The 22040-nt window shown below is 68.0% G+C and carries 17 protein-coding genes and 1 pseudogene; 11 read left to right on the top strand and 7 right to left on the bottom strand.

Going from position 1 to position 22040, the window contains the following annotated elements; all coding sequences use genetic code 11:
- Nucleotides 1-18 precede the first annotated feature (18 nt).
- From WMF46_RS35880 to WMF46_RS35865, 4 genes are all read left to right on the top strand, one after another.
- Nucleotides 19-789 carry a hypothetical protein gene (locus WMF46_RS35880; protein WP_437981323.1) on the top strand — a complete coding sequence of 257 codons (771 nt, stop codon included), beginning with the start codon at nucleotides 19-21 and terminating at the stop codon, nucleotides 787-789.
- Between the two features lie 175 nt (nucleotides 790-964).
- Nucleotides 965-1597, top strand: coding sequence for a glutathione S-transferase family protein (locus tag WMF46_RS35875; RefSeq protein WP_437981322.1), 633 nt, complete (start codon nucleotides 965-967; stop codon nucleotides 1595-1597).
- A 428-nt stretch (nucleotides 1598-2025) separates the two neighbouring features.
- Nucleotides 2026-2790, top strand: coding sequence for a hypothetical protein (locus WMF46_RS35870; RefSeq protein WP_437981321.1), 765 nt, complete (start codon nucleotides 2026-2028; stop codon nucleotides 2788-2790).
- A gap of 1152 nt (nucleotides 2791-3942) precedes the next feature.
- Nucleotides 3943-5067, top strand: a complete 1125-nt coding sequence (locus WMF46_RS35865) for an alpha/beta hydrolase family esterase (protein WP_437981320.1) — start codon at nucleotides 3943-3945, stop codon at nucleotides 5065-5067.
- Between the two features lie 162 nt (nucleotides 5068-5229).
- Here WMF46_RS35865 and WMF46_RS35860 read toward each other — a convergent pair whose 3' ends face one another.
- Nucleotides 5230-8268: an outer membrane protein assembly factor BamB family protein gene (locus WMF46_RS35860; protein WP_437981319.1), complete on the bottom strand. Its 3039-nt coding sequence runs from the start codon at nucleotides 8266-8268 to the stop codon at nucleotides 5230-5232.
- Nucleotides 8269-8614: 346 nt separating this feature from the next.
- On the opposite strand from WMF46_RS35860, the gene WMF46_RS35855 reads away from it, so the two are divergent.
- Complete coding sequence (locus tag WMF46_RS35855; protein WP_437981318.1) at nucleotides 8615-9871, top strand: FG-GAP repeat domain-containing protein; 1257 nt, start codon at nucleotides 8615-8617, stop codon at nucleotides 9869-9871.
- A 287-nt stretch (nucleotides 9872-10158) separates the two neighbouring features.
- Here the strand turns inward: WMF46_RS35855 and WMF46_RS35850 are convergent.
- Nucleotides 10159-10476 (bottom strand): annotated as a pseudogene (locus tag WMF46_RS35850) (GAF domain-containing protein); the annotation flags it as partial.
- Between the two features lie 385 nt (nucleotides 10477-10861).
- Here WMF46_RS35850 and WMF46_RS35845 point away from each other — a divergent pair.
- A complete protein-coding gene (locus WMF46_RS35845; RefSeq protein ID WP_437981317.1) occupies nucleotides 10862-12319 on the top strand; it encodes a formylglycine-generating enzyme family protein in 1458 nt (485 codons plus the stop codon).
- Nucleotides 12320-12388: 69 nt separating this feature from the next.
- Here the strand turns inward: WMF46_RS35845 and WMF46_RS35840 are convergent, their stop codons facing one another.
- Complete coding sequence (locus WMF46_RS35840; protein ID WP_437981316.1) at nucleotides 12389-13498, bottom strand: hypothetical protein; 1110 nt, start codon at nucleotides 13496-13498, stop codon at nucleotides 12389-12391.
- Nucleotides 13499-13977: 479 nt separating this feature from the next.
- Here WMF46_RS35840 and WMF46_RS35835 point away from each other — a divergent pair, with 479 nt between their 5' ends.
- The gene (locus WMF46_RS35835; RefSeq protein ID WP_437981315.1) at nucleotides 13978-15273 is read left to right on the top strand and encodes a trypsin-like serine protease; all 1296 of its coding nucleotides are present in this window, start codon (nucleotides 13978-13980) and stop codon (nucleotides 15271-15273) included.
- A 188-nt stretch (nucleotides 15274-15461) separates the two neighbouring features.
- Nucleotides 15462-16574 carry an ABC transporter substrate-binding protein gene (locus WMF46_RS35830; RefSeq protein WP_437981314.1) on the top strand — a complete coding sequence of 371 codons (1113 nt, stop codon included), beginning with the start codon at nucleotides 15462-15464 and terminating at the stop codon, nucleotides 16572-16574.
- Nucleotides 16575-16612: 38 nt separating this feature from the next.
- Here WMF46_RS35830 and WMF46_RS35825 read toward each other — a convergent pair whose 3' ends face one another.
- Together WMF46_RS35825 and WMF46_RS35820 are read right to left on the bottom strand one after the other, a co-directional pair.
- Complete coding sequence (locus WMF46_RS35825; protein WP_437981313.1) at nucleotides 16613-18040, bottom strand: carotenoid oxygenase family protein; 1428 nt, start codon at nucleotides 18038-18040, stop codon at nucleotides 16613-16615.
- Between the two features lie 25 nt (nucleotides 18041-18065).
- The gene (locus tag WMF46_RS35820) at nucleotides 18066-19106 is read right to left on the bottom strand and encodes a MerR family transcriptional regulator (protein WP_437981312.1); all 1041 of its coding nucleotides are present in this window, start codon (nucleotides 19104-19106) and stop codon (nucleotides 18066-18068) included.
- A gap of 710 nt (nucleotides 19107-19816) precedes the next feature.
- Here WMF46_RS35820 and WMF46_RS35815 point away from each other — a divergent pair.
- A complete protein-coding gene (locus WMF46_RS35815) occupies nucleotides 19817-20263 on the top strand; it encodes a DUF2147 domain-containing protein (protein ID WP_437981311.1) in 447 nt (148 codons plus the stop codon).
- 131 nt (nucleotides 20264-20394) lie between these two features.
- Nucleotides 20395-20625 (top strand): VF530 family DNA-binding protein, encoded by a 231-nt coding sequence (locus tag WMF46_RS35810; RefSeq protein WP_437981310.1) that lies wholly within the window; start codon nucleotides 20395-20397, stop codon nucleotides 20623-20625.
- Nucleotides 20626-20679: 54 nt separating this feature from the next.
- On the opposite strand, the gene WMF46_RS35805 is transcribed toward WMF46_RS35810, so the two are convergent.
- Complete coding sequence (locus tag WMF46_RS35805) at nucleotides 20680-21141, bottom strand: macro domain-containing protein (protein WP_437981309.1); 462 nt, start codon at nucleotides 21139-21141, stop codon at nucleotides 20680-20682.
- 149 nt (nucleotides 21142-21290) lie between these two features.
- Here WMF46_RS35805 and WMF46_RS35800 point away from each other — a divergent pair, with 149 nt between their 5' ends.
- Nucleotides 21291-21602: a hypothetical protein gene (locus tag WMF46_RS35800; RefSeq protein WP_437981308.1), complete on the top strand. Its 312-nt coding sequence runs from the start codon at nucleotides 21291-21293 to the stop codon at nucleotides 21600-21602.
- Nucleotides 21603-21793: 191 nt separating this feature from the next.
- On the opposite strand, the gene WMF46_RS35795 is transcribed toward WMF46_RS35800, so the two are convergent.
- A complete protein-coding gene (locus tag WMF46_RS35795) occupies nucleotides 21794-22033 on the bottom strand; it encodes a hypothetical protein (RefSeq protein ID WP_437981307.1) in 240 nt (79 codons plus the stop codon).
- Between the last annotated feature and the right edge of the window lie 7 nt (nucleotides 22034-22040).

The following is a 22040-nucleotide window of genomic DNA, read 5'->3' as shown; positions in this document are numbered from 1 at the left end:
CCGCCCTCCTGGACGTCCATGGAGCGCCTCAAATACCTTTCCCGGGACGAACGCCGGATCCTCAAGTTCGAAGGGATGGGCCGCTACGGGGCGGAGTGTCTGGAGCGGGCACACGGCGTCTTCCGGGCCGGCTTCGGGCCGGAGCCGCGCGACGAGGGCCAGGGATTCTGCTCGTATCCATGGCTCCCTGGCCGCCCGCTCCAGGCAGATGACCTGTCCGCCGCGGAGCTCGAGCGCCTCGCCGACTACTGCGCCTTTCGCGCCTCGGCCTTCCCTGCGCCGGGCGCTGCGGCCGACGAGCTCATTGCGATGGCACGCACCAATTTCTCGCTGGAGATGCGGAGCGAGCTCCCGGGTGAGCTCCACCTGGAGCTCGCGCGTCCGGTGATCGTCGATGGCAGGATGGATCCCCACGAGTGGCGCAGGTCCTCCTCGGGCGAGCTGGTCAAGGTGGACGCCTGCGGGCACGGCGACGATCACTTCCTCCCTGGCCCCACGGACATCGCCTGGGATCTCGCCGGCGCCATCGTCGAGTGGCGGATGCCGCGAGGCGCCCGGCGCGCCTTCCTGGAGCGGTATCGGCGCCGCTCCGGCGATGATCCCGAGCGGCGCCTGCCGGCGTATCTCCTCGCCTACACGCTCCTGCGTCTGGGTCACGCCGCGATGGCCGCGGCGTCGCTCGCGGACGAGGGCGAGGCGCCGCGCCTCTCCGCCGCGCGACACCGCTATCGCGCCGCCCTGATCGAGGACCTCCGCATCACCTCGTGTGGCCGCGGCTCGCGCCGGTGATCCTCGCCGGGTAGCGGTCGAGGTCGCCACGCGCCGAGGCGGGAGCCAGGAACGCGGCGGGCAGAGGAATTCAAGCCTGCCGCACCTGGCGCCGCGCCCAACGGGGCCGGCCTCTGGTACCCTCCACCGCGCCGCCGACCGACCGGCGGAGACGAACGGAGAAAGAGACACCACCATGGCCATCGTTCTTTACCACCACCCGTTTTCGCGCGCCGCCAACACTGTGTGGATGCTCGAGGAAGTCGGCGTCGAGTACGAGCTCAAGTTCGTCGACATCATGGCCGGCGACCAGAAGAAGGAGGACGTCACGAAGCTCAATCCGATGGGCAAGCTGCCCGTGCTCGTCGACGGCGGCACCGTCGTCACCGAATCCGCGGCGATCGGCCTCTATCTCGCGGATCGTTATGCCTCGGGCCGCCTCGCGCCGAAGCTCGACGACGCGGCGCGCGGCACCTATTTTCGCTGGGCGCTCTTCGCCCCCTCGGTCATCGAGCCCGGCTCGATGGCCAGGGCCGGCAACTGGGAGTTCCGCGCCGGCTCCGCCGGTTGGGGCAACTACGACGACATGATCGCGACGATGGAATCGGCCATCTCTGGCCGTGACTTCGTCCTCGGCAAGGAGTTCTCGATGGCCGACGTCATCTTCGGCGGCACAATCGCGTACATGCTCGACTTCAAGATGCTCGAGCCGCGCCCGAGCTTCACCGGATATGCCGAGCGGGTCAAAGCCCGCCCGGCGTACGCGAAGAGCGAGGCGCGCAACAAAGCCGTGATGGACGAGCGCGGCCTCAAGATGCCTGGGGCTTAGAGCCCCCTGAAGGATTGCCAGCCGCCTCCTCCTTCGTCGCGAAGGGGGACAGGTGACCGGCGCTGCGCCGACGAACACGCTGGCGTGGGTCGGGCGCTTGCGCTACGGACGGTCATGTTTCCGATGATCCGCCAGCATCGAGACCGTCGGAGCTCCTGCCTTCCCCCTGCCGCTGTCCTACGATAAACTCGCGTATCCGTACACAGAACCCCAGGTTCGCTCACCCGACGAAGCCGCTTTGAGAGGTAGCAGTTATCTCGTGACGAAGAAGTGGGTCGACTCGTCGCCGCGGGATCGCGAGTCGCTGGGAGAGACCCTGGCCTTGCACGGGTCTGGAGAGTGATGCAGGAGTAAAGCGTCGATCTGGGCCTTGCGCTAGTTGAGGGTGATATATGCGTTTTCGGCGACATGGAACAGATGTTACGGATGTGACGATTCACATATCGAGCACCGAAGGGAACTCTTCGGCCAGCATCCAGCTCGCCGATGTTCCACGCTCGGATTGTTTGCCCCAAATAACGAGCAGTGATCCTGATGTGGTTGGCGTCGATGGCATACCTCGCGTACGCGCCGTTGGTAATTTCTCGTTTTACCTCAGCGCGCTCGCCACGACATCAGGTAGCGGCGCTGTAACGGTGACCGCGGCGACACGGTCCGGGATCCAGGCGACGCTGAGGGTTGCGGTTGAAGTTGCGATAGAGTTGCCGGACCCTGCTACTGAAGCTGGAGCTGTCGCCAGATTGTTGATGTCGGAGGCCCGCGGTCCTTCCCACGCAGACTACCTGGCAGCAGACACATTGGATAGCATGGGGTGGATGCAACGGGTCCTGGAGAATCGACTGGCGAACGATCCTTCTCAATTCGGGGCGCGCGGGGCGAGAAATTTGATCGACATCATTCGCGCCGCCGATCAGTTTGATGGGTTCTCCGATTATCCGAACTACGATCAGGCGGTTCGTCGTCGGCTGCAGCAGATGGTCAATGTCGCGAACAATGACAATGATCGAATGCAGCCGGATTTTCAGGTTTTTATACAGAATGCTATTGATGTGGCTCGGTCGCGGGTCGCCGTCCGGGACCCAAGTTCAACAGGCTTGTTCGGGTGGAGAGCCGCAGGGACTGGAAGTCCAGGGCCCAGGTTCGCGAGATTTCGTACGTTGGCTGGAAACACGTTCTTTACGTTGCGGCCATGATTGAAGCCTTGGCCTGATCTGAGATTCTTGCCTGCACGCATGGGCGCACTCCGGCTGTGGCCAGCGCTGACGAGCAGCACCCTCTCCATGCCCGCGTGGTAGACGAAGCGAGCGTGATCCTCGAAGGAGACATCGGCACGGTCGCGGATCTTCCAGGCACCCATGGGCGTCGGGTCGAGGGCCCAGGTGAGCGAAGCGACGTCGTCTCGTGCGGTTTGCGGCCGCGTGGAGCCGCCGATGAGCGCGAGGACGGCGAACACAGGAGAAGCACGCAGTCACGCAGGAAATCTTCAGCGCTGATGCGACCCCGAGCGGAACCGATACCGGGAGACTCGAGCGTCTCTCACGCTGTAAGACTGGAGCCTTCCTGCAAGGTCGCCGCACCATCGGGCGCCTCGGAGCGCACGGGCGGGCTGATCCGTGATAGGGCGAGCTCGCCCGCGCGGGCAACATGACACGCTGGCAGTACGATTGTGGTCGGGCAGTCCGGCGATGGCCGCGGTCCGGCGCCCACCCCTCTTAACGCGGCGCTCCGAAGGAGCCCTGCCAGCCATGTCCTCCCTCGGGCCCGAAGTTACCCGCGGGCAGGTCGATTGGAATTGACACCGGCAGTGTGAGCGTTCACATTCCAGCCGAGGGCTATCCCTTTGTTTCGGTTTGCTCGGGTCGTCCTGAGTACCGAGCTCTTCGTCAATCTGATCCATTCGGTCGATTTTTACACCGATCCTGTTCGCTCGGTCGTCGCGGAAGCGATTGCTGATCGATGGTGATCGGCGTTTTGCCAAGAGCGATCCAATAGAGGGCGCGACAACCCTCGCTTGTTCGACGGCGGTCGTGAAATCCTGCGTGCTGTCCACCGGAGATGATTTCGTCAAGAATCCGGCGATGCTGGCGAAGCGGCCGGATGGCAAGCTCGGGAACGAGGGAACCTATGGTGCGGCGGGCCGTGCTGAGACGCTCCTCGGGCGCACCGGCGTCATCACATCGGCCCCGTCCGGGAGCTCGTCTGAGCCGGGTGGGAGGCACTTTGCCAGGGAGGCGGATCCCGTGAGGAACGCTCTGTCACCTGAGGTGAGTGTGGCGAGTCGCCCTTGATACGCTCGAATCGTTTTGTTTCCTTTTCACCTGATTCCGGTACGTAGGAGACCTGTGATGCAATATCAAACATTCAGCCGACTCGCCTTTGGTGTCACCCTTGCGAGTTGGGTCGCGATTTCGTGCGCCCCCGCCGAGTCCGACTCGAACAACGACGGAGGGGGCGGAGCGACGGCGGCCGCTTCCGTTGGTAGCACGAGCGGCAGCGGCGTTGCGACCTCGAGCGGCAGCGCGAGCGGCAGCGCGAGCGGCAGCACGAGCAGCAGCGGCGTTGCGACCTCCAGCGGCACCACCGCGGCTGGGACCGGCGGTGACAGCAGCGGCGGGAGTGGCGGGGCTGAGCCGACCGGCAGCGGCGGTGCTGGCACGGGTGGCTGGCCCGAAGGAGCCATTCCCATGGGGAACGCGCCTGTGAAGAGCGCGGGGTGCGGCAAGGCAACCACGCTGACGAGCAAGGAGTATACGATCTCGAGCTCGGGCCAAAATCGCGTGTACTACGTCGATATGCCCAAGAACTACGACATGAACAAGCCCTACCGGCTGTTCTACACCTCGCATTGGATCGGCAGCCGCTACCAAGACGTCAAGGGGCAAGACTTCTACTTTCTCAAACCGCAGCTGGAGGCCGACGGAGAGCAGGCCATTTTCGTGGCACCCTCCTCGGACGGTGCAACGTGGCAAGAGAAGGATCACGCGCTGTTCGACGACATCATGGAGCTCATGAATGAAAGCGTCTGCTACGACACGACCCGCGTGTTCGCGACCGGCTTCAGTTTCGGAGGGATGATCACCTATTCGCTGTCGACGAACCATCAAGCGGAGATCCGCGCGGCCGTGGGCATCGCCCCGGCCAACTACAATATCTGGTTGCCTCAGAAGACACGTAAGCCCATCGCTTGGATGCACACGACGGGCATGAGCGACGGGACGTGCCCCTGGGTGAACAACGAAGGTCAAAAGCGAGGGGCCAAGTTCATCGCCCTCGAAAAGGCCGAGGACAACGGCTGCACGATCCCGAACGACATCCCGACTTCGAACGGCAAGTACAGCTGCTTCGATTTCCAGGATTGCGATCCGGAGCATCCGACGCGGGTGTGCACCTTCGGCGGCGGGCACACGAACATCGACGGCAATCCGAACTGGATTCCCATCGAGTCGTGGAAGTTCTTCAAGCAGTTTTGACCGACGTCCTCGCCGCGGGCGGGACCCTCGCCCGCGCGTAGCGCCGCGCTCGGGGCGTCTCGCCTGCAGGGGAACAGGGGCCGCCTCCGAGCGCGACGGGCACCTGCGCCGACGTCTGCAAGGGCAGCTGATCGGCCCATGGCGCCCTTCCCCCCATGGGTTTCAGGGATTGAACGTCGCGACGAAGATGTCGGAGCCGCCGGCGTGGGGGATGGGGCCGGTCCCGAAGTCGACCGCCGCGCTCGCAGCCCCTGTGAGGGCGATCACGCCGCTCGGCGAGATCGTGATGCCATGTGCGCGGGCGCCGAAGCCGAGGGTCCAGAGCTCGGCGCCGCTCGGGTCGAGCTTGGCGAGCCCGTCTCCGGCGACGACGATGTTACCAGCGGAATCGAGCGCGAGCGCGTCGCCGAAGGGGATCGAGTCGCTGAACACGTGGGTACCCGCGGCGTCCAGCTTGAGGAGCACGGGGCCGGCGGGCAGCACCCCGCCGCCGAGATCGACGGTCCCGTCCGTGATGCCGGTCACGAGGACCTCGTCAGCCGCATTGACGGCCACCGACCAAGCCGCCTTCCACGCGCCGCCAGGGGGGATCGACGGATCCGGCGCGAACGGGCGGCTCCAGAGCGCGGCGCCGGTCGGGTCGAACTTGCTGACCGTGAGATACCCTGCGTCGGCCTGCGGTGCGGTCACGGTCAGCGCGTTGCCCGCGCTGTCGATCGCGAGATCGGCGTTGTAGTCCAGGGACCTGAAATAGTCCTCCGGGCCGGGAGGGGGCGTGATCCTGTGTTTCCAGAGGACGTCGCCGCCAGGGCTCAACTTTGACAGGTAGGCGCCGTTCGCCCAAAGGTCGACGTAGACCAGGTAGGTGTTGCCCAGCGCATCGACGGCGATCCGCTCGGGAACGCTGTAGCTCTCGATCGCGTCCGACGTGTAGATGGGCGCTTGACTCCAGATGGCCTTGCCATCGCGGTCGAGCTTGGCCACGAAGGCTACGGTATTGTGGGACGGCTCGAAGGGGGGGAGGCACTGGTTCAACACCCTGGCGCCGCCACCCGAGTATGTGCCGGCGAGCAGGAGGTCGCCGTTGCCATCGACGGCCATGACGAGCGGGTGGCCGCTCGTCAGGCGCTCGCTCCAGAGCGGTGCGCCCGATGGATCGAGCTTGAGCAGGAAGTGGCGTCCGGGCGGGGAGGTCAGAGGGCCCGCGCCGAAGTCGACGGTTCCTGTGAAGCTGCCGGTGACATAGTAGTTGCCTGCGGCATCGCTCGCGATGTTCAGGCCCTCGTCGGCGCCGGTGCTGCCGAACCCGCGCGCCCACGACAGCATGGGGCAATGGGGGTCGCCGTCGCAGTTCTCGTCCTCCGGCGTGGAGCAGAACTCCTCGGCAGGCGTCACCTCGCCCACGCAGGCGCCGAAGCCAAGGCCGCTGGGCCGGCAGGTCTGCGTCCCCGCAGCGCAGGGTCCGACGCCCCTGGTCCCGGCAGGGCCGGAGTAGCACGCGATGACCGAGCCCGGCACGCACGTCTCGGACGGGTCTCCGCCGCCTCCGCCGTCGCTGCCGCCGCTGCCTCCTCCCTCGCCGCTGTCGCCGCTCGCCGGCGGATTGAATGTGGCAGCATAGATATCCCAGCCTTCTGTATACGCGATCGGGCCGGTCCCGAAGTCCACAGGGCTGCTCACGACGCCGGTGACGGCGACCGCGCCGTTCGGGGAGATGGCTATGTCCGCTACAGAGGCCGCGAAGTCGCGCGTCCAGAGCTCGGTGCCGCTCGGGTCGAGCATCGTGAGCCCACCCCCGCCGAGGAAGATGTTGTCCGCAGGGTCGACCGCGATGTCGCCGGTGTGGCGGACGGGCTGGGTGAACACTTCCTCGCCGTCCTGATCCAGCTTGATGAGAGCTCCCTCGACCAACACGAAGATCTCGCCCGCCGAGTCGACCGCCACCTTGCCACGGAAGCCGTAGTCGTCCAATCTCCGGGACCAGAGCAAATCTCCATCCGGAGAGAGCTTTGAGACGTACGTGTAGAGGGCGATGTAGTCGCCATCGATGCCTGCTTCATTCACTGTCACCACGTTGCCGGCGCTGTCGAGCGCGAGGTTCATGTGGAAGCTCGGGCTGCCCGGAGTGCTACGCCTCCAGAGGACATTGCCCATCGCGTCCAGCTTCACCACCGCTGTCGCGTCCTCCAGCCCGATGGCGACGTACACGTCGTCGAGAGCATCGATGGCCACCTTCGTCGCCCAGGTAGGATGCGAAGGGTAGAAGCGGAATCCATCGCTCCAGATGTGATTGCCGTCGGGGTCGAGCTTGGCCATGAATTGCCCGGAACGATCGGGCGGAGCCGGCAGGGCGCACCCGCCGAAGCCGAGGTCCATGACAATGCCAGAGAAGTCGTCCTCGTAGTTGCCGACGATCAGGACGTTGCCGTTTCCGTCGATGGCCAGGGCATCTCCTGTCTCGCGCAAGGGGGTGCCGAAGCGCTTGCTCCAGAGCGGCGCGCCCGAGGGGTCGAGCTTGAGAAGGAAGATGTCGCTGCCACCGGCGCTGATCAGAGGGCCGGCGCCGAAGTCGACCGTTCCTTTGAAGGCGCCGAGGATGTAGTAATTCCCCATGGCGTCGACGGCGATGGTCGATGTGGGATAGGTGGGCTCGATGCCGAACCCGCGCGCCCAGGCGGCCGGTTGCGGGCAATGGGGGTCGCCGTCGCAGCTCTCGTCCTGCGGCGTGGCGCAGACCTCCGCAGCAGGGGTGATCTCACCCGTGCAGGGCCCGTAGCCGAAGCCGTCAGGACGACAGGTCTGCGTCCCGGCCGTACAGCGCCCGACGCCGTTGGTCCCCTCGGGGCCGGAGTAGCACGCGACGATGGATCCCGGCACGCATGCTGCCGGCGAGCCGCCGCTCCCGGTCGAGGTGCTCTCGTCGCCGCCGCCGTGGCCTGCGGAGCCGCCGCTGCCCGTGGCAGCGGAGCCGCCGCCGCCGTGGTCTGCGGAGCCGCCGCTGCCCGTGGCAGCGGAGCCGCCGCCGTCTCCTGTGGTTGCGGAGCTGTACCCGCCGCCGCCCGCGGCGCCGCCGCTGCTGCTGCTGCCGGGCGCGCTCGGACCGCATTCATTCGTGGGGCCGAAGGCGGCGAGGAGCAGGGCGGCGGAGGCACGCCGGTGAAGCCCGGAAGTCGAACCGATGGACTCGAACGGTCTTGCCATGCCGCCTCTGATGCTCGACGCAGACGCCGCATTCATGCCGCGAGCGAGCGACGACGCGCGTGCGGGGGGCCGAGGGATAAGGAGACGCAGCCACAGCGCCGTCTCCCGCGCGTGATTCGTGGCGACGCCACGCCTCGAACGCGACCTCGTCATGGGCCGACCATCACGGCCGTGACCGGGAGCGCTCACCCCCGCGATGGCCATCGAACAGCCTGGGCGATCGAGCATCAACCATCGCGAGCGTCAACAGACCATTGGGCCCGGGTTGGGCCCATGCCTCCCGAGGGGGTGCGATCCGTCGTCAATTCTACCACGACGTGCTAAGCGCTCGGAGATGGCTTCGGGAATGGGGTTATTGCGCTGCACACCGCTCGCCTTGGTCATCGGCTGCGCGGACGAATCCTCGCGCGCGCCCGTCGACGCGGGCACCGACGCGCCGCCCCCGGGCACCGTCACCGCGCCCCCACCGCTCCCGCGTGAGGCCGCCCTCGACGCGCGCTTCGTGAAGATCACCCTGCACCGCGAGTTCTACTGCGAGGGGGCGAGCTTTGCGGACTTCAATCGCGACGGGGTGACGGATGTCATCGCGGGCCCGGATTGGTACGAGGGTCCAGGATATGGCACGAGCCATCCCGTGTGGCCGAGGGAAGCCTTCGATCCGCACGGCTACTCGGATTGCTTTTTCGAGTTCCCCTACGACTTCGACCACGACGGGTTCATCGACGTCCTCGTCGTCGGCTTTCCGGGTGTGCCCGCGGCTTGGTACCAGAACCCGCGCGGCGGCGACGCGCTCTGGGCTCGTCACGACACGCTGCCGTGGCCGATCGACAACGAGTCGCCCCTGTTCGCCGACATCACCGGCGACGGCGTGCCCGAGCTCGTGCACATGTCGGGGGGCATGCTCGGAACGTCGTCGCCCGGCGTGGACCCGACCGAGCCGTGGGTCTTCCGGGCGCTCACCGAGAATCGGGGGTACGGCGCCTTCACGCACGGCCTCGGCGCAGGCGACGTCAACGGGGACGGCGCAAGCGACTTGGTCGAGGCGAGCGGCTACTTCACGCGGAGCCCAGGGTCGCCCGACGGCTTGCCGCTCACGCGCGTCGAGCAGCCGTTCGGTGCCGGGGGAGCGCAGATGCCGGTGATCGACGTGGACGGCGACGGGGACGCGGACATAGCGACCACGCTCGCCGCTCACGGCTACGGGCTCTCCTGGTTCGAGCAGGTTCCGAACGCGGCCGGCACCGCGTTCGTGGAGCATGTCGTCGTTCCAAGGACCCCACCCGATGCCGCGTCGAGCGTGTTCATGCACGAGCCGCACGCGCTCGCTCACGCCGACATCGACGGTGACCGGCTCCAGGACCTCGTGAGCGGCGAGCGCTTCTGGGGTCATGTGCCTGCCGGCATGCCAGACTTCGACGCGCCGGCCCGGCTCTACTGGTTCGAGCAGGCGCGAGCGGCGGAACGCATCGACTTCCAGCCCGTTCTCATCGACGACGATTCGGGGGTAGGCACCCAGCTCACGGTCGCGGACGGCAACGGAGACGGCCGGCCGGACATCGTCATCTCGAACAAGAAGGGTGCTTTCGTCTTCCTGCAACGCTAGAGCGGCGGTCACCCGCTTCGGACACGGGCCCATCTCGACGTTTTCGGTGCTCAGCGCACTGGAGTGCGCTTCCGCGCCGAAAACGCCGATCTGGACCCGTCTCCTGTGCGGGTGACCGCCGCTCTGCGAGGCTCGTACTAGGCTCAGCTGAAAACCGCTCTAGAGCGACAAACGGGTTGAAGCCGCACGCAAGCAGCGAGAAGTTGAGACGCCAGAGGACGCCTAGAGACGCCAGAAGACGCCAAGATTTGATGGTTTTTGGGGGCGTCTTTCCTCTCGCGAGCGCTTCACCGGACCTTGCGGAGCCTGTCTCCGCCGGCGCCGGGCGGCGCCGCCGCGGCGGCCTGGAGCGGGCGGATCTCCAGGCCCCGCCGCCGCAGGGCGTGGGCGATTCCCGCCGGCGTCGAGAGCTCGCGCACGACCTCGTCCTCGGTCATGCGCTCGTCCGAGCTGCCGACGCCCAGCACCCCGAGCGCCTCTCCGCCCGCGCGGAGGGGCACGTACACCCCGGTCGGCAGGCCGGCGTTCGTCGCGGCCTCACCCCAGCCTTCGGCCTCGCAGCGCTCGCCGAGATCGTGGCGCACCGCCGGATGGCCCTGATGGAACGCTGCGTCCCGTCGCTCGCCGGCTGTCCGTGCTGGTGTCCGTCCGGCCCTGACGTGTGTCCGGACGTTTACAGGAGAGCATCCGAAATGACACGACGTGTGCCTGGACGTTTACAGTAGAGCACTCGAAATGACACGACGTGATTCAACGCGTTCACAGCGCGGGGTGCTGGTGAACCTGCACGCCTGATCTGAGAGGTGCGGAGCCTTCCTGCCGAGGATGCCTGCTCTGCTTTCTTGCTCTCGCCGGCGGCCGGTCCACGCCCTTGGCCCCGAGGACCGTGCTGGCATCGACCGTGAGGTCGCTCCTCGGCGGCGCGGCCGAGCACGAGGCGGAAGGCGAGCGCCGGTGGACAGCGAGAGCGGTGCGGCAGTAGGACAAGGTATGGCGAAGCGGAAGGGCGCGACATGGCTGTGGGCGGGGTGGGCGCTCACGGCGGGCGGGTGCGGGTGGCTGACGGGGCTGGAGCCCAGCTACTACGTGGTGGCGGCGGGCAGCGGCGGGAGCGGAGGAGGCGCAGGCGGCGAGGGAGGCGGCCGGAGCGGGAGCGGTGGAGCTGCCGGGACCGGCGGCGAGGCGAGCGGCGGGAGCGGAGGAGCCACAGGCGCAGGCGGCGAGGCAGGCGGCGCGGGGCCTGGCGGCAGCGGCGGAGATGGCGGGAGCGGCGGAGATGGCCTGAGCGGCGGAGACGGCGGGAGCGGCGGAGACGGCGGGAGCGGCGGAGACGGCGGGAGCGGCGGAGACGGCGGGAGCGGCGGAGACGGCGGGAGCGGCGGAGACGTGGCGTGTACGCCCGGGGGGAAGGAGTGCGTGGACCAGGCGTGCGTGGAGGGGAAGTGTCGTGGGGAGTGCAGACCGGAGCTGGTGCGGTGTACGGCGACGGACAACCGGCCGCAGCGCTGCGATGAGCGCGGGGAATGGGAGGATGCGGCGCCGTGTGGAGGGGCAGCGCCGGCGTGCGACCGAGGGAAGTGCGTGCCGCGGAGCTGTGTCGGGCTGACGGAGACGTGCGGTCCTGGGCGCAACGAGAGCTGCTGCGCGACGGGCGCGGCCATACCCGGGGGAACGTTCAACCGGAGCAACGGCGCGGCGTATCCGGCGACGGTGAGCGGCTTCTTGCTGGATAGGTACGAAGTGACCGTGGGACGGTTCCGGAAGTTCGTGGATGCATATCCAGGGAGCAAGCCCAGGGCACGAGCAGGAGAGCACCCGAAGATCCCGGGGAGCGGGTGGGACGCGACGTGGGACAGCCGCCTGCCCGCCGGTGCGGAGGCATTGAAGACCGCTGTGAAGTGCGAGTCGACCTTCAATACATGGACGGATGGCCCCGGCGCGAACGAGCACCTTCCGATGAACTGCCTGGACTGGTACGTCGCGTTCGCGTTCTGCGCGTGGGACGGAGGCCGGCTGCCGACGGAGGCGGAGTGGAACTACGCGGCGGCGGGAGGCGGCGGAGCGGACGGGCAGCGGGTGTATCCGTGGTCGAACCCGCCGAGCTCGACGACGATCGACAGCACGTACGCGGTGTATGACTGCGGGCCCGACGGTTCGTGCGCGTTCAGCGATGTTCAGGCGGTCGGGTCGAAGTCGCCGAAGGGGGATGGAAAGTGGGGTCAGGCGGACATGGGCGGGAGCCTGTGGGAGTGGGTCTTGGATTGGTACGAGAACCCGTACGACCCGTCGTGCGATGATTGTGCAAATCTAGCCCCCTCCTCGGACCGGGTGATCCGCGGCGGGAGCTTCTACGTGGATGCGTCGGAGCTGGTCTCCTCCTTCCGCGACGACTTCGACCCGGCGCTCCGCAGGCGCGGCATCACGGCCCGGTGCGCGAGGACACCGTAGATTGAGAGGGCAAGCTCGGCTCCTCCACACGAGCGCCAAGGAAGCCATCCACGTTGATACCGAACGACCTCATGGCTGGGGGACGACCTCGCTCGTGGGGTTGCCGTCGATGTCGCCGACCACGTTGTTGGACCAATCGGCGTACGTACACGTCGCGCACGACGTCGTGTAACCCCAGTGGCTCGGGCCGAAGACGTTGTTGCGCAGGATCATGTCCTTGCCGTTCTCGGGGTAGAAGTCATAGGCGCCGAGCGAGACGAAGTTGTCGTGGACGTCGTAGTCCTGCAGCGTCGATCCGTCGACGCTCTGGGTGAAGAGCACGGCGGTGATGGCTTGCCAATAGTTCGGCACTTCGTTGCCCGTGGCGGCGTCGACGCCCGGCTCGAGTCGGTTGCGGCTGATTTCGAGCGGGCCGCTGCCCCCGTACGGGAAGACACCGCCCGTATGCGCGAGAGAGGGGTCCGCCAGGTGCGCGATGTAGTTGTCGTGCAACCAGCTCTGCTCGATGATGGTGTTCTGGCCGCAAAGACACATGCCACCGGTGTTGGCCACGTCCACCCGGGTCAACCGGATGGTGCACGTCGCGCAGGCGTTCACGGCATGCTCGGTAAGGGCGGCGTTCGTACCTCCGAGACCGACCGGCTCGGGGCGAATGGTGGTGTCGCTGATGTTCAACGTGAGCGGCGCGGACTCGTCGGCGTTGACCAGGATGCTGCGGTTCGTGGAGCCGGGCGGCGGCGCGATGATCGAGTTCGTGATGTTGACCGTGCCGTGGCAGCCGGTGCCGATGTAAATGAACGCGTGGAAGTACATGCGGTCCAGATTGACAGTGCCGTTGCAATCGTACAGATCCCACTCTTTGCTTTCGTCGTCGCTGGGCCACACTTCCGTGTACCCGGGCGGCACAGGGAGCTGGGGATCGGATTGGGCGTAGGTGCCCACGCCGGGGGCGCCGACGGTGAAGCGATCGGGGTAGGCCCTGCTGCTTGGCGCGTCGCCGCCTCCTGCTCCGCCGCCGCTCGTGCCTCCGCCGCCGCTGCCTCCGGTGCCTGACGACATGGATGAGGCGCTCGGCTTCATCTCGCCGTCACCGCACCCTGCGAGGAGGGCGCTCAGCAAGACCACCCCCGGCAAGCCCGGTCCGAGGCCTGCTGTTGGACGATGGGTCGCTCTCTTCATGAGATCTCCTCGGCTTTCGGGGACGTCGCGTCGCTCGTGATCGGAGTTGCAGCCCGAGCAGTCCGCGGTCTTTTGTACGCTGGTCCTCACCCTCATGGGCCACTCGTTTTCAGGGTCATGGGGAGGCTGCCGGCGCGGGCGAGGTGCGGCGGGATGCCGCCTCGTTCCACGCCTCGAACGCGGCCGTTCCAGATCGCCGCCTGGCGCCGCTCCGGGTAGCGCAGCATACTCTCGACGTCATTCTTGAGCGTCGCGGGCGGATTTCGTACGCCCGCCTCCGGGCCTGCCGCTCCGGCTGTCCCTATTACCGGCTTCAGCCCGGTGCCCCCATGAGTCTGCTCGGAGACGCCGTCGCCGAGCCTGGCACGCCGCAATCACAGGCCCCGTCTCTTGGATTGCTGACGAACGCTGGCTCCTGGCGGAGGCGGACTCCGCCGGCGCGAGCGATCGTCTGAACAGAATCATGATGTGGAGGCAGAATGAAGACGAGAGAACTTGGTCATCAGCTTGGTCTCGCGGCGTGCGCGGGCGCCGCGCTCGGCCTCTTCACGGGCTGCTCGATTGAAGGCGCATCGGACGAGCCGATCGAGGCGCTCGGGTCGCATTCGTCCGCGATCGTCGGCGGCGAGCTCGCCGAGGCGAGCCCCTGGGCCGTCCAGGTCTTCGACGTGCGCGGGAGCACCGGCGACTTCTACCAGTGCACCGGCACCCTCGTCGCGGCGCGCTGGGTGCTCACCGCGCAGCACTGCATCGCGGACGAGGGCGAGACGTCGGCGGTGCGCGTCGGCAGCAACACGTACGGCGCCGGCCAGCGCATCGCGGTCGACGCCGTCGAGGTGCCCTCGGCCGCCGCCGACATCGTGCTGCTCCACCTGACCGCGGACGCCAATGGACCGTTCGTCCAGCTGGCCGAGTCGACGTCGGTCGCGGTCGGCAGCGACGCGACGGCCTACGGCTGGGGGAGCGAGGGCACGCCGCTGGTGATGGCGCCGTCGCTCAAGAAGGCGAGCATCCACATCGACGGCTGGTACTCCGTCGAGGAGCTCCTGGCGACGGGCGTGACGGGCGCGGGCTGGAGCGGCGACTCCGGCGGCCCGTGGTTCGTCGATGGGCGTCAGGTCGCCGTGTTCTCGGCCTCGAACGGGCAGAACGGCACGAACCTGCACGCGAAGCAGCTCGGCGTCGACGTCGCGCGCCACCGCGCCTGGATCGACGCCACGATCGCCGCCGGCCCCACCGTCCACCCCAGCAACAAGGTGGTGCTCCACGATCTCTCGAACTTCTCCGGCGTCTCGCAGGGCTTCGGGATCGGCCGCTACGACCTCCCGAACCTGACGATCATCGGAGACAACCGCGCGAGCGCCATCAGGGTCCCCGCCGGGCTCCGGGTCACGGCCTTCATGCACGGCAGCTTCGGGGGCGAGGCGCGCGTTTTCACCTCGGACACGGATCTCGTGGCCGCGGGCTTCAACGACACGATCTCGGGCATCATCGTCTCGAACGCCTCGGACCCGCAGCTCGACGTGGTCACCTTCTACGAGCACGCCGGCTACTCGGGCCAATCGGTCATCTACGGCGTCGGCTCCAGCTACTTTATAAGCACCCCATGGGACCAGAGGGTCAGCTCCGTCCGCGTCCCCTCCGGCTTCCAGCTGACGCTCTACAACGGGCTCTGGCGCTACTCGGCCGAGTGGCGCGTCCTCACGGCAGACGCGAACCTCGCCTCCCACACCTTCGACAACCAGACCCGGAGCTTCCTTATCGAGCGCTTGTAGGAGCGAGCGAGCGCGCGGAGCGGCCAGCGCTCCTCGCGTCGCGTCGCGTCGCGAGGCGAGGCGACGCGAGCGCCGAGTCATCCCCACGCCGGCCGCGCGAGGCCAGGACAGCGCGCTCTCGCGAGCCTTGCTCAGTGGGCCCCTTCCGGGCATAGTGCAACGAATCGTTGCATGCGTGACGCCAACCCATGAGTACGCCACCGCCGCTACCTGGAGCGGAGCGGCCCGACGGATCCTCCGTCCAGATCGGCGCTCTCGTTCCGCTGACTCGGCCCGGCTGGGTCGAGGCAGGCCGGCACTTGCTCGCTGGACTCGAGCTGGCCGTTCGCGAGGTCAATGACGCCGGCGGGATCGTCGGAAGACCCCTCGAGCTGGTGGTCCGAGACACCGCGGCTGATCCACAGAGGGCCGCGGCGGCCGTCGATGAGCTGGCTCGCCTGGGCGTGGCTGCCTTGGCGGGGGAGTATCACAGCGTCGTCGCTCGCGCCGCTGCCGGCAGGGCCGACGCCCTCGGCCTGCCGTTCCTCTGCTCGTCAGCGGTCCTTGACGCGCTCACCGAACAGCCAGCGGAATGGGTCGCGCGCCTCGCCCCGGCGCAGTCCCACGGCTGGCGGATCTACGCGGACTTCCTCCTCCGCGCGGGCCACAGGCGCATCGCCGTGGCGGCCGATTCAAGCGTCTACTGGGCGTCTGGGGCCCGCATTCTGCGGGACTACCTCGCTCCACGCGGCGGCGCCGTCATCGAGCTCGACATGCGCGCGCTCGCCCCCGCGGCCGTGTGCGACGAGCTCGTCGACAATCGCGCGACAGCCCTCCTTCTTCTGGTCGGCTACCCTGAGCCGGCGGTGTCGATCGTCAAGTCTGTCCGCCGCGACAAGCGCCTCGCCGAGATCATGATGGGTGCTCCGGCCGGGCAACCGGAGTTCGCCGGATGGGCGACGTTGCTGGGCGGCGACGGCGCCGCGATCCCGTTCTTGCGCTACCTGCCCGAGCGCCTCAGCCCGCTCGGCGCCCGGGTCGAGACGGCTCTGCGCGAGCGGCTGGCCGAAGCGCCCTCCTTCGTCGCCTTCGAGGGCTACGACACGGTCGCCGTCCTCGCCGATGTGCTGCGTTCTCACGGCGCGGGCCGGGCGCGCACGGCCGGAGCCTGGGCGCGCGTCGCCGTCGAAGGCACCCGCGGGCAGATCCGGCTCTCCCGCACGCCAGGCATCAGCGTCTGGCAGTGGGCCTGGCCGCCAGTCCAGGTCGTTGATCGAGATCCGGCGGACCCCGATCGCTTTCGGATCCTTCACGCCGGCTGAGAGAGCACGTAGGTCCGCGAAGGGCATCCCGAACCGAGTTACACGCTGGGCCGCCAGGTGCCGTGGAACCCGAATGGCACGCGGTGCGGCAAGCGGGCGACCGCGACGGGGCCAGCGGAAAGGCGCATGGCATCGAACACCAGCAAGTCGCTGCGCTTCTCCTGTTCTCGCCAGGCCACGGCGAGCAGCCAGCCGTCGCCCTCGGCCGCGTCCTCCGCGCGCGGCACGAACACCGGTTCGGACACCACGTCGCCGTGCGGCAGCGTGTGAAGGCTGCGTTCGCCGGTGTCGAAGTCGAATCGGGCAACGCTGTTGTAAAGCACGCTCTCCGAGTCGTCTCGTGCGCGTGAGGTCGCATGGCAGGTGGTGAAGCCGTAGCGGTTGCGCCGCCCCGTGTAGCGCTCGTCGATCCGTGGAAACTCCGCCACGAGATCGTCGAGGTAGTCACGCCGGAACCCGGTGCCTGCGTCCGCCAGATCGAAGGTCCAGCGGCACAGGCGCGCGGCCATCGCCTCGGGGTCGCCGGGGCGGCCCTCGGCGTCGGGCAGGCCGGGCGCGGTCTCCGACTGCATGACGTAGGCCACGATGGTGTCGCCGTCGTCCCAGGCGTTCATCACATGGAACATGTGGCAGGCGTCGGTCTGGAACCAGCGCAGCGTGTCGGCCGCGCTCCCGCGCTTCATCACGCCGACGTGGGTCCGCAAGCCTGCATCCCAGGCCAGCAGCGGCTTGCCGCGCATGGCGCGCGCCACGCTGAGCGTCAGCGGCGTGACGGGAAAGAGCACATGCCCGCGCGTCACCATGAAGTCGTGCACCATGCTGGCATACGGCGCTGTGAACGACTGAAGCTGCGTGACCTCGCAGCGCGTGTCCATCACGCCGTAGAGCATGCTCGGCGAGCAAGGGCCGTCGGGCGAGTACGCGAAGAAGTGCAGCTCGCCGCTCTCGGGGTCGATCTTGGGGTGCGCGGTGCAGCGCGAGGTCACGCGGCCGCCGAAGCTCTGGTGCCCCTTGGAAGCCAGCGTGCCGGGGTCGAGCTCGAAGGGCTGATGCGACTCTTCGAGCGCGAACAGCCGATCGCCGTGCCAGAGCATGCTGGTGTTGGCCGTGCCGCCGTTGCTGCCCCGCGCCATCGGGTCGCTCGTGGCGGGGTTTCCGAAGGTGCCGAAGAGCGCGCGCCCTGCTTCGTGCTCGAGCTGCCACTTCGGCGTGCGCGCCCAGCGGTTGCGGTACGACACCTTGCCGGCGCCGATGTGGAACGCATGCACCATGCCGTCGCCGGAGAACCAGTGATAGTCGTCGTCGCGCGGCGTGTACTGCGGGTTCGGGCCGACACGGTACAGGCTTCCTTCCAGCTCGGGCGGCAGGGTCCCCTCGATCTCGAGCGCCGCGATGTCGTGCTCCTCGCGGAGCGGCGCGTGGTTGCCGGTAAAGAAATAAGGATTCTTCTGCGTTCTTGCGTTCACGTGAGGCCTTCGGGATTCAATTCGTTCAGGAAGTCGATGTGGCGCCGAGCCGTGCGATGGCTCGCCCGACATAGTCGGCCAGCGCCGCGTCGATGCCCGAGCCTGCGCGCAGGGCCGGGTCGTGGCGGAATGCGGCTTGCAACTTCGCGTCCAGCGCGGCGTCGCCGCCGGCCTTGGCCAGCGACAGCGCCTGCCAGCGCAGCGCGAGAGCGCGCACGGCTGCGCCATCGGCGGGCGCGTCTGCCGCCATCTGTCGCCGAAGCTCGGCGATGAGCGGCGGCCATGCGTCGGTCTGCGCAACGTAGTGCCGGCGTAGCGTGGCCATGTCGCCGGCGCTGCAGTAGGGCGCGTAGAGCTGGAGACGCGCGAAGGCCATCGCATGCGAGATGTACCGGATGCCGGCGCGGTCCACGCCGGTCAGCGCGTGGAGCGCCGGCTCGTTCCAGTGCATGGCGTAGAGCTTCATCAGCAGGCCTTCGTCGCCGCCGGCCTCTTCGAGCAGCAGTTCGATCCAGCGTCGCGCAAGAGCCTGTGCCTGCGAGCTCTCGGGCGATGCGCCGGCCGCGACCAGCTTGTGCAGCCTCGCCGACAATCCGGCGCGCTCGGGCGCCACAGCGCTGGTGAGACCGTCGCGCTGCGCTTTGAGCGTGCGCTGCTCGTCCTCGCTGAAGTACTTCGAGCCCGCGACCATGCTTTCGAGCGCCACGAGCCAGTCGTCGACGCCGGGCTCTTCGTTGGCCTGCAGTTGACCCTGCACGGCGAGCAGGTGGGTGCGCAACGCGGACGCTTGCAGGATTTCGCGGTCGAGCTGCGCCACCTGCCGGGCCACCACCTCCGAGAGCCCGCCGGCCGCCTTGTCGAGCACGTCCTGGATGTCAGCCAGCGACAGATTCAGGCGCTGCAGCGCCTGGATGCGGTACAGCCTGGCGACGTCTTTCCGGTCGTACAGGCGATAGCCACCCATGGACCTTCCGGACGGCACCAGCAGGCCAATCTCGTCGTAGTGCCGCAAGGCGCGAACGGTCAGCCCGGTGCGGCGGGCAAGCTCGCCAATCTTCAGCAACATGCCTTTCCTCTCGAGTTGAAGGGATCCTAGACCCTCCCGTCGCGAGAGGGTCAAGCGGGTTTCTCCGGGGTGGGCGCTCGTTGTTGTTCAGGCCCACGACCCGACCGACCAGCACGCCCTGCCTGCTGGCGAAGCGCGCAGCCTCGATGTCCCGGCCCTGGATCGGCGCCGAGCGGATGATCCTCGGGGTGAGATGGCTCACTCCTCCCCGAACCATCCCTTCATCACGTACGGCCACGCTGCACGCGCTGGTTGACCTAGAGAACCTTACATGACCGCCTCGGTCGGCGGAATCGCACCGGCCCAGCACGGACGGACGCGCGCGGACGAGGCGCGGGCCGTGGGTAGCTTGGCCGCGGCGGGATCCAGCCCCGTGGAATCAACCGTTCTCTGGCCACCAGACCTCCCGGCGCTTCGCCGAACGGCGCCGTTGCGCTCCACGAACCCGCTCGGTACCCTCGGGGGAAAAATGACGTCCACCGCGCCGCAGGGCTGCCGCGAGAGGAGCCATGTCGACAGTTCGGCTCCCCCTCTGACCAGAGCCCTGCCTCCCGCCGCCGCTCCCTCCGGTCCGATGAACAAACGGCGCGGCGCCCCGTCCCCCCTCCGAGGCATGTCGCGCTCAGCGGCGCGCACCGACATGCGAATCAAGCACCACGCCAGGGCCGAACGCCGTGGCTTCGCAGACCGATGAAAGGAGTTCTGACGACATGAAGAGGTTCTTGGCTCTTTTTGCCGCCCTGGGTTGTTCCCTCGCCACTTCGCTCGCGCTCGCGGATCCTCTCCCTGTGACCGGCCAGTGGCGGACGATCGATGAGCAGGGGGTCGAGCAGTCGGTGGTCGAGATTTACGAGAGGGGCGGGAAGATCTTCGGCAAGATCGTGAGCCTGAAGCAGCCGCTCGACGAGAAAGGGAAGCCGAAGATCTGCACCGCCTGTGAGGGCGCCTACAAGAACAAGCCCATTCTGGGGCTCGTCATCATCTGGAACATGGTCCGCGATGACGACGAGTACGATGACGGTACGATCCTGGATCCGAACAACGGCGAGACCTATAGCTGCAAGCTCGAGGCGATCGAGGGCGGGAAGAAGCTGAAGGTGCGCGGCTTCTTGGGCATCTCCCTCCTCGGCAGGACCCAGACCTGGGTGAAGAAGTAAAATCTTCTCATCCACCAGTCTTTGGCCGCGTGGGGGCCGCGTGGGCGGCGTGGGTGCGGCGGCCGCCGCGCGACGTGCTACACCGCGGGCTCACGCTGGCCCTCCGGGGCGATCGCCCCCCGAGCATCGATATGACTCAGCCCCAGCCCGCCAATCCTCTTCACGGTGTCACGCTCCAGATGATCCTCGAGCACCTGGTCGCGCAGCATGGCTGGGAGCAGCTCGGACGCATGATCGACATTCGCTGCTTCAAGTACGATCCCAGCATCAAATCGAGCCTGCACTTCCTGCGACGGACCCCGTGGGCCCGGCAGCAGGTGGAGGCTCTCTACGTGCGGGACAAAGCCAAGCCCAGCCCGTGACCGGCCCGCTCGATCGCACGCCGAGCACCGGGAGCCGGGAGCGGCGCGGTCTCGTCAGGCGCCCGGGGCGCGCACGAACTGCTCGTAGACGACGAGCGTGACCGGCTTGTCGTTGGCGACCTTGACGAGGATGCTCTTGACGCGCAGCCATTCGAGGCCGGTCTTGCCGGCGCCCACGCGCGGCACGCCGATCCGCGCGATCCCCGCCCCGGCGGCGTGCGCCACCATCGCGGCGAGCGAGCGCTCGAGCGCGGCGAGCGAGGGCCTCTTCGTCGCGTTCTCCTGGATCGCGAGGGTGTACACCGTGTCGCCGCCCTCGCTCCAGATGAAGGCCTCCCCGAGCTGGAGCTTCCGCTCGGCGCTCCGCTGCTCGAACGCCGGGAGCAGGCCCGGCCAGCGCTTCTTGAACGTCACGGAGATCCCCGTGTCCATGTTGCCCGCGCAGCTCACGCCGTGCGCGTACGCGTGAAGATCCGGGGTGTTGAGGAGATCGCCCTTGGTGAAGATCGTCGGCACGCGGGGCACCCTAGCACTGCCGCGGTCAGTTTCGTGAGATGCCGACGGGGCCGCGAAGGCGAGGCGAGGAGCCGCGTACGCCCCCGCCACCTCGATGGCGCCGGTCCGGCCCACCCGGTACGTCCGTCTCGGCGCCCCCCGTATGGCCGGTGGTGCTCGCTCCAGCGCGCGGCCTCTTCCCCCAGCCCGAGCTGCCGACCGATCGCCTCGTGAACGGCCCAGGCGGCCTTCAGCGCTTCGTCGCGGAGGCCCTCGCGCTTCTGGACCGCGACGTCGAGCTCTGTCGCGCCGACGTCCGGATCGCCTTCGCCAACGTGAAGCAGGGCGTCGCGGCGGCCTGCGCCGATCCGGCGCGGGTCCGCAGGGCGCTGCCCGAGCGGCCGCTCGATGACGTGCTCGCGCTGCCGGACCTCGGCCGGGCGCTCGTGTTTGCCTCGACCCGCGCGCTGAAAACGTCGTAGCCAGAACGTTCGGATGACCAATCCCACCCGATCGGCGGATGCGGCCACCGCTGCTCGTGCAGTCGCGGGCGCCGCATCCCTGCATGTCGCATGTGATCCGACGGACGCTGGGGCCGCCCCGCATTTTTTGAAGCTCTCCAGGCGGTGCGGCGGGGAGATCTTCTGAAAGGTCTCCTCCAGCTGCTGTCGGTCTAGCGGGATCGCGAGCGCCGGCGCCGCACCCCGAGCGCGGCCGTTGCGATCGTGAAGAGCGAAGCGTAGGACGCGTTCCGCGGCGACTCGTCGCCGGTCATGCGGCAGCCGCAACCGCCGTCATCCTCGCTGCCGGCCGCGCCGCCGGTACCGGTCGTGGCGGCCGTGCTCGCGGATGTCGTGTCGCCGCCTGTGCCCGTACCGCCGGTGCCATCGCCGCCGGCGACGCCGGTGCCCATACCGCCG

Source organism: Sorangium sp. So ce117, assembly GCF_051524395.1.
In the GTDB taxonomy this organism is placed as follows: Bacteria; Myxococcota_A; Polyangia; order Polyangiales; family Polyangiaceae; genus Sorangium; species Sorangium cellulosum_B.
This window is presented reverse-complemented; position numbering and strand designations above follow the sequence as displayed.

Excerpts from the sequence above, each read along its gene's own strand:
- WMF46_RS35835 (WP_437981315.1), top strand. The coding sequence starts at position 13,978 with ATGAAGACGAGAGAACTTGGTCATCAGCTTGGTCTCGCGGCGTGCGCG.
- WMF46_RS35840 (WP_437981316.1), bottom strand. The coding sequence starts at position 13,498 with ATGAAGAGAGCGACCCATCGTCCAACAGCAGGCCTCGGACCGGGCTTG.
- WMF46_RS35795 (WP_437981307.1), bottom strand. The coding sequence starts at position 22,033 with ATGGGCACCGGCGTCGCCGGCGGCGATGGCACCGGCGGTACGGGCACA.
- WMF46_RS35830 (WP_437981314.1), top strand. The coding sequence starts at position 15,462 with ATGAGTACGCCACCGCCGCTACCTGGAGCGGAGCGGCCCGACGGATCC.
- WMF46_RS35820 (WP_437981312.1), bottom strand. The coding sequence starts at position 19,106 with ATGTTGCTGAAGATTGGCGAGCTTGCCCGCCGCACCGGGCTGACCGTT.
- WMF46_RS35855 (WP_437981318.1), top strand. The coding sequence starts at position 8,615 with ATGGGGTTATTGCGCTGCACACCGCTCGCCTTGGTCATCGGCTGCGCG.
- WMF46_RS35875 (WP_437981322.1), top strand. The coding sequence starts at position 965 with ATGGCCATCGTTCTTTACCACCACCCGTTTTCGCGCGCCGCCAACACT.
- WMF46_RS35810 (WP_437981310.1), top strand. The coding sequence starts at position 20,395 with ATGACTCAGCCCCAGCCCGCCAATCCTCTTCACGGTGTCACGCTCCAG.
- WMF46_RS35815 (WP_437981311.1), top strand. The coding sequence starts at position 19,817 with ATGAAGAGGTTCTTGGCTCTTTTTGCCGCCCTGGGTTGTTCCCTCGCC.
- WMF46_RS35860 (WP_437981319.1), bottom strand. The coding sequence starts at position 8,268 with ATGGCAAGACCGTTCGAGTCCATCGGTTCGACTTCCGGGCTTCACCGG.
- WMF46_RS35865 (WP_437981320.1), top strand. The coding sequence starts at position 3,943 with ATGCAATATCAAACATTCAGCCGACTCGCCTTTGGTGTCACCCTTGCG.
- WMF46_RS35880 (WP_437981323.1), top strand. The coding sequence starts at position 19 with ATGGAGCGCCTCAAATACCTTTCCCGGGACGAACGCCGGATCCTCAAG.
- WMF46_RS35845 (WP_437981317.1), top strand. The coding sequence starts at position 10,862 with ATGGCGAAGCGGAAGGGCGCGACATGGCTGTGGGCGGGGTGGGCGCTC.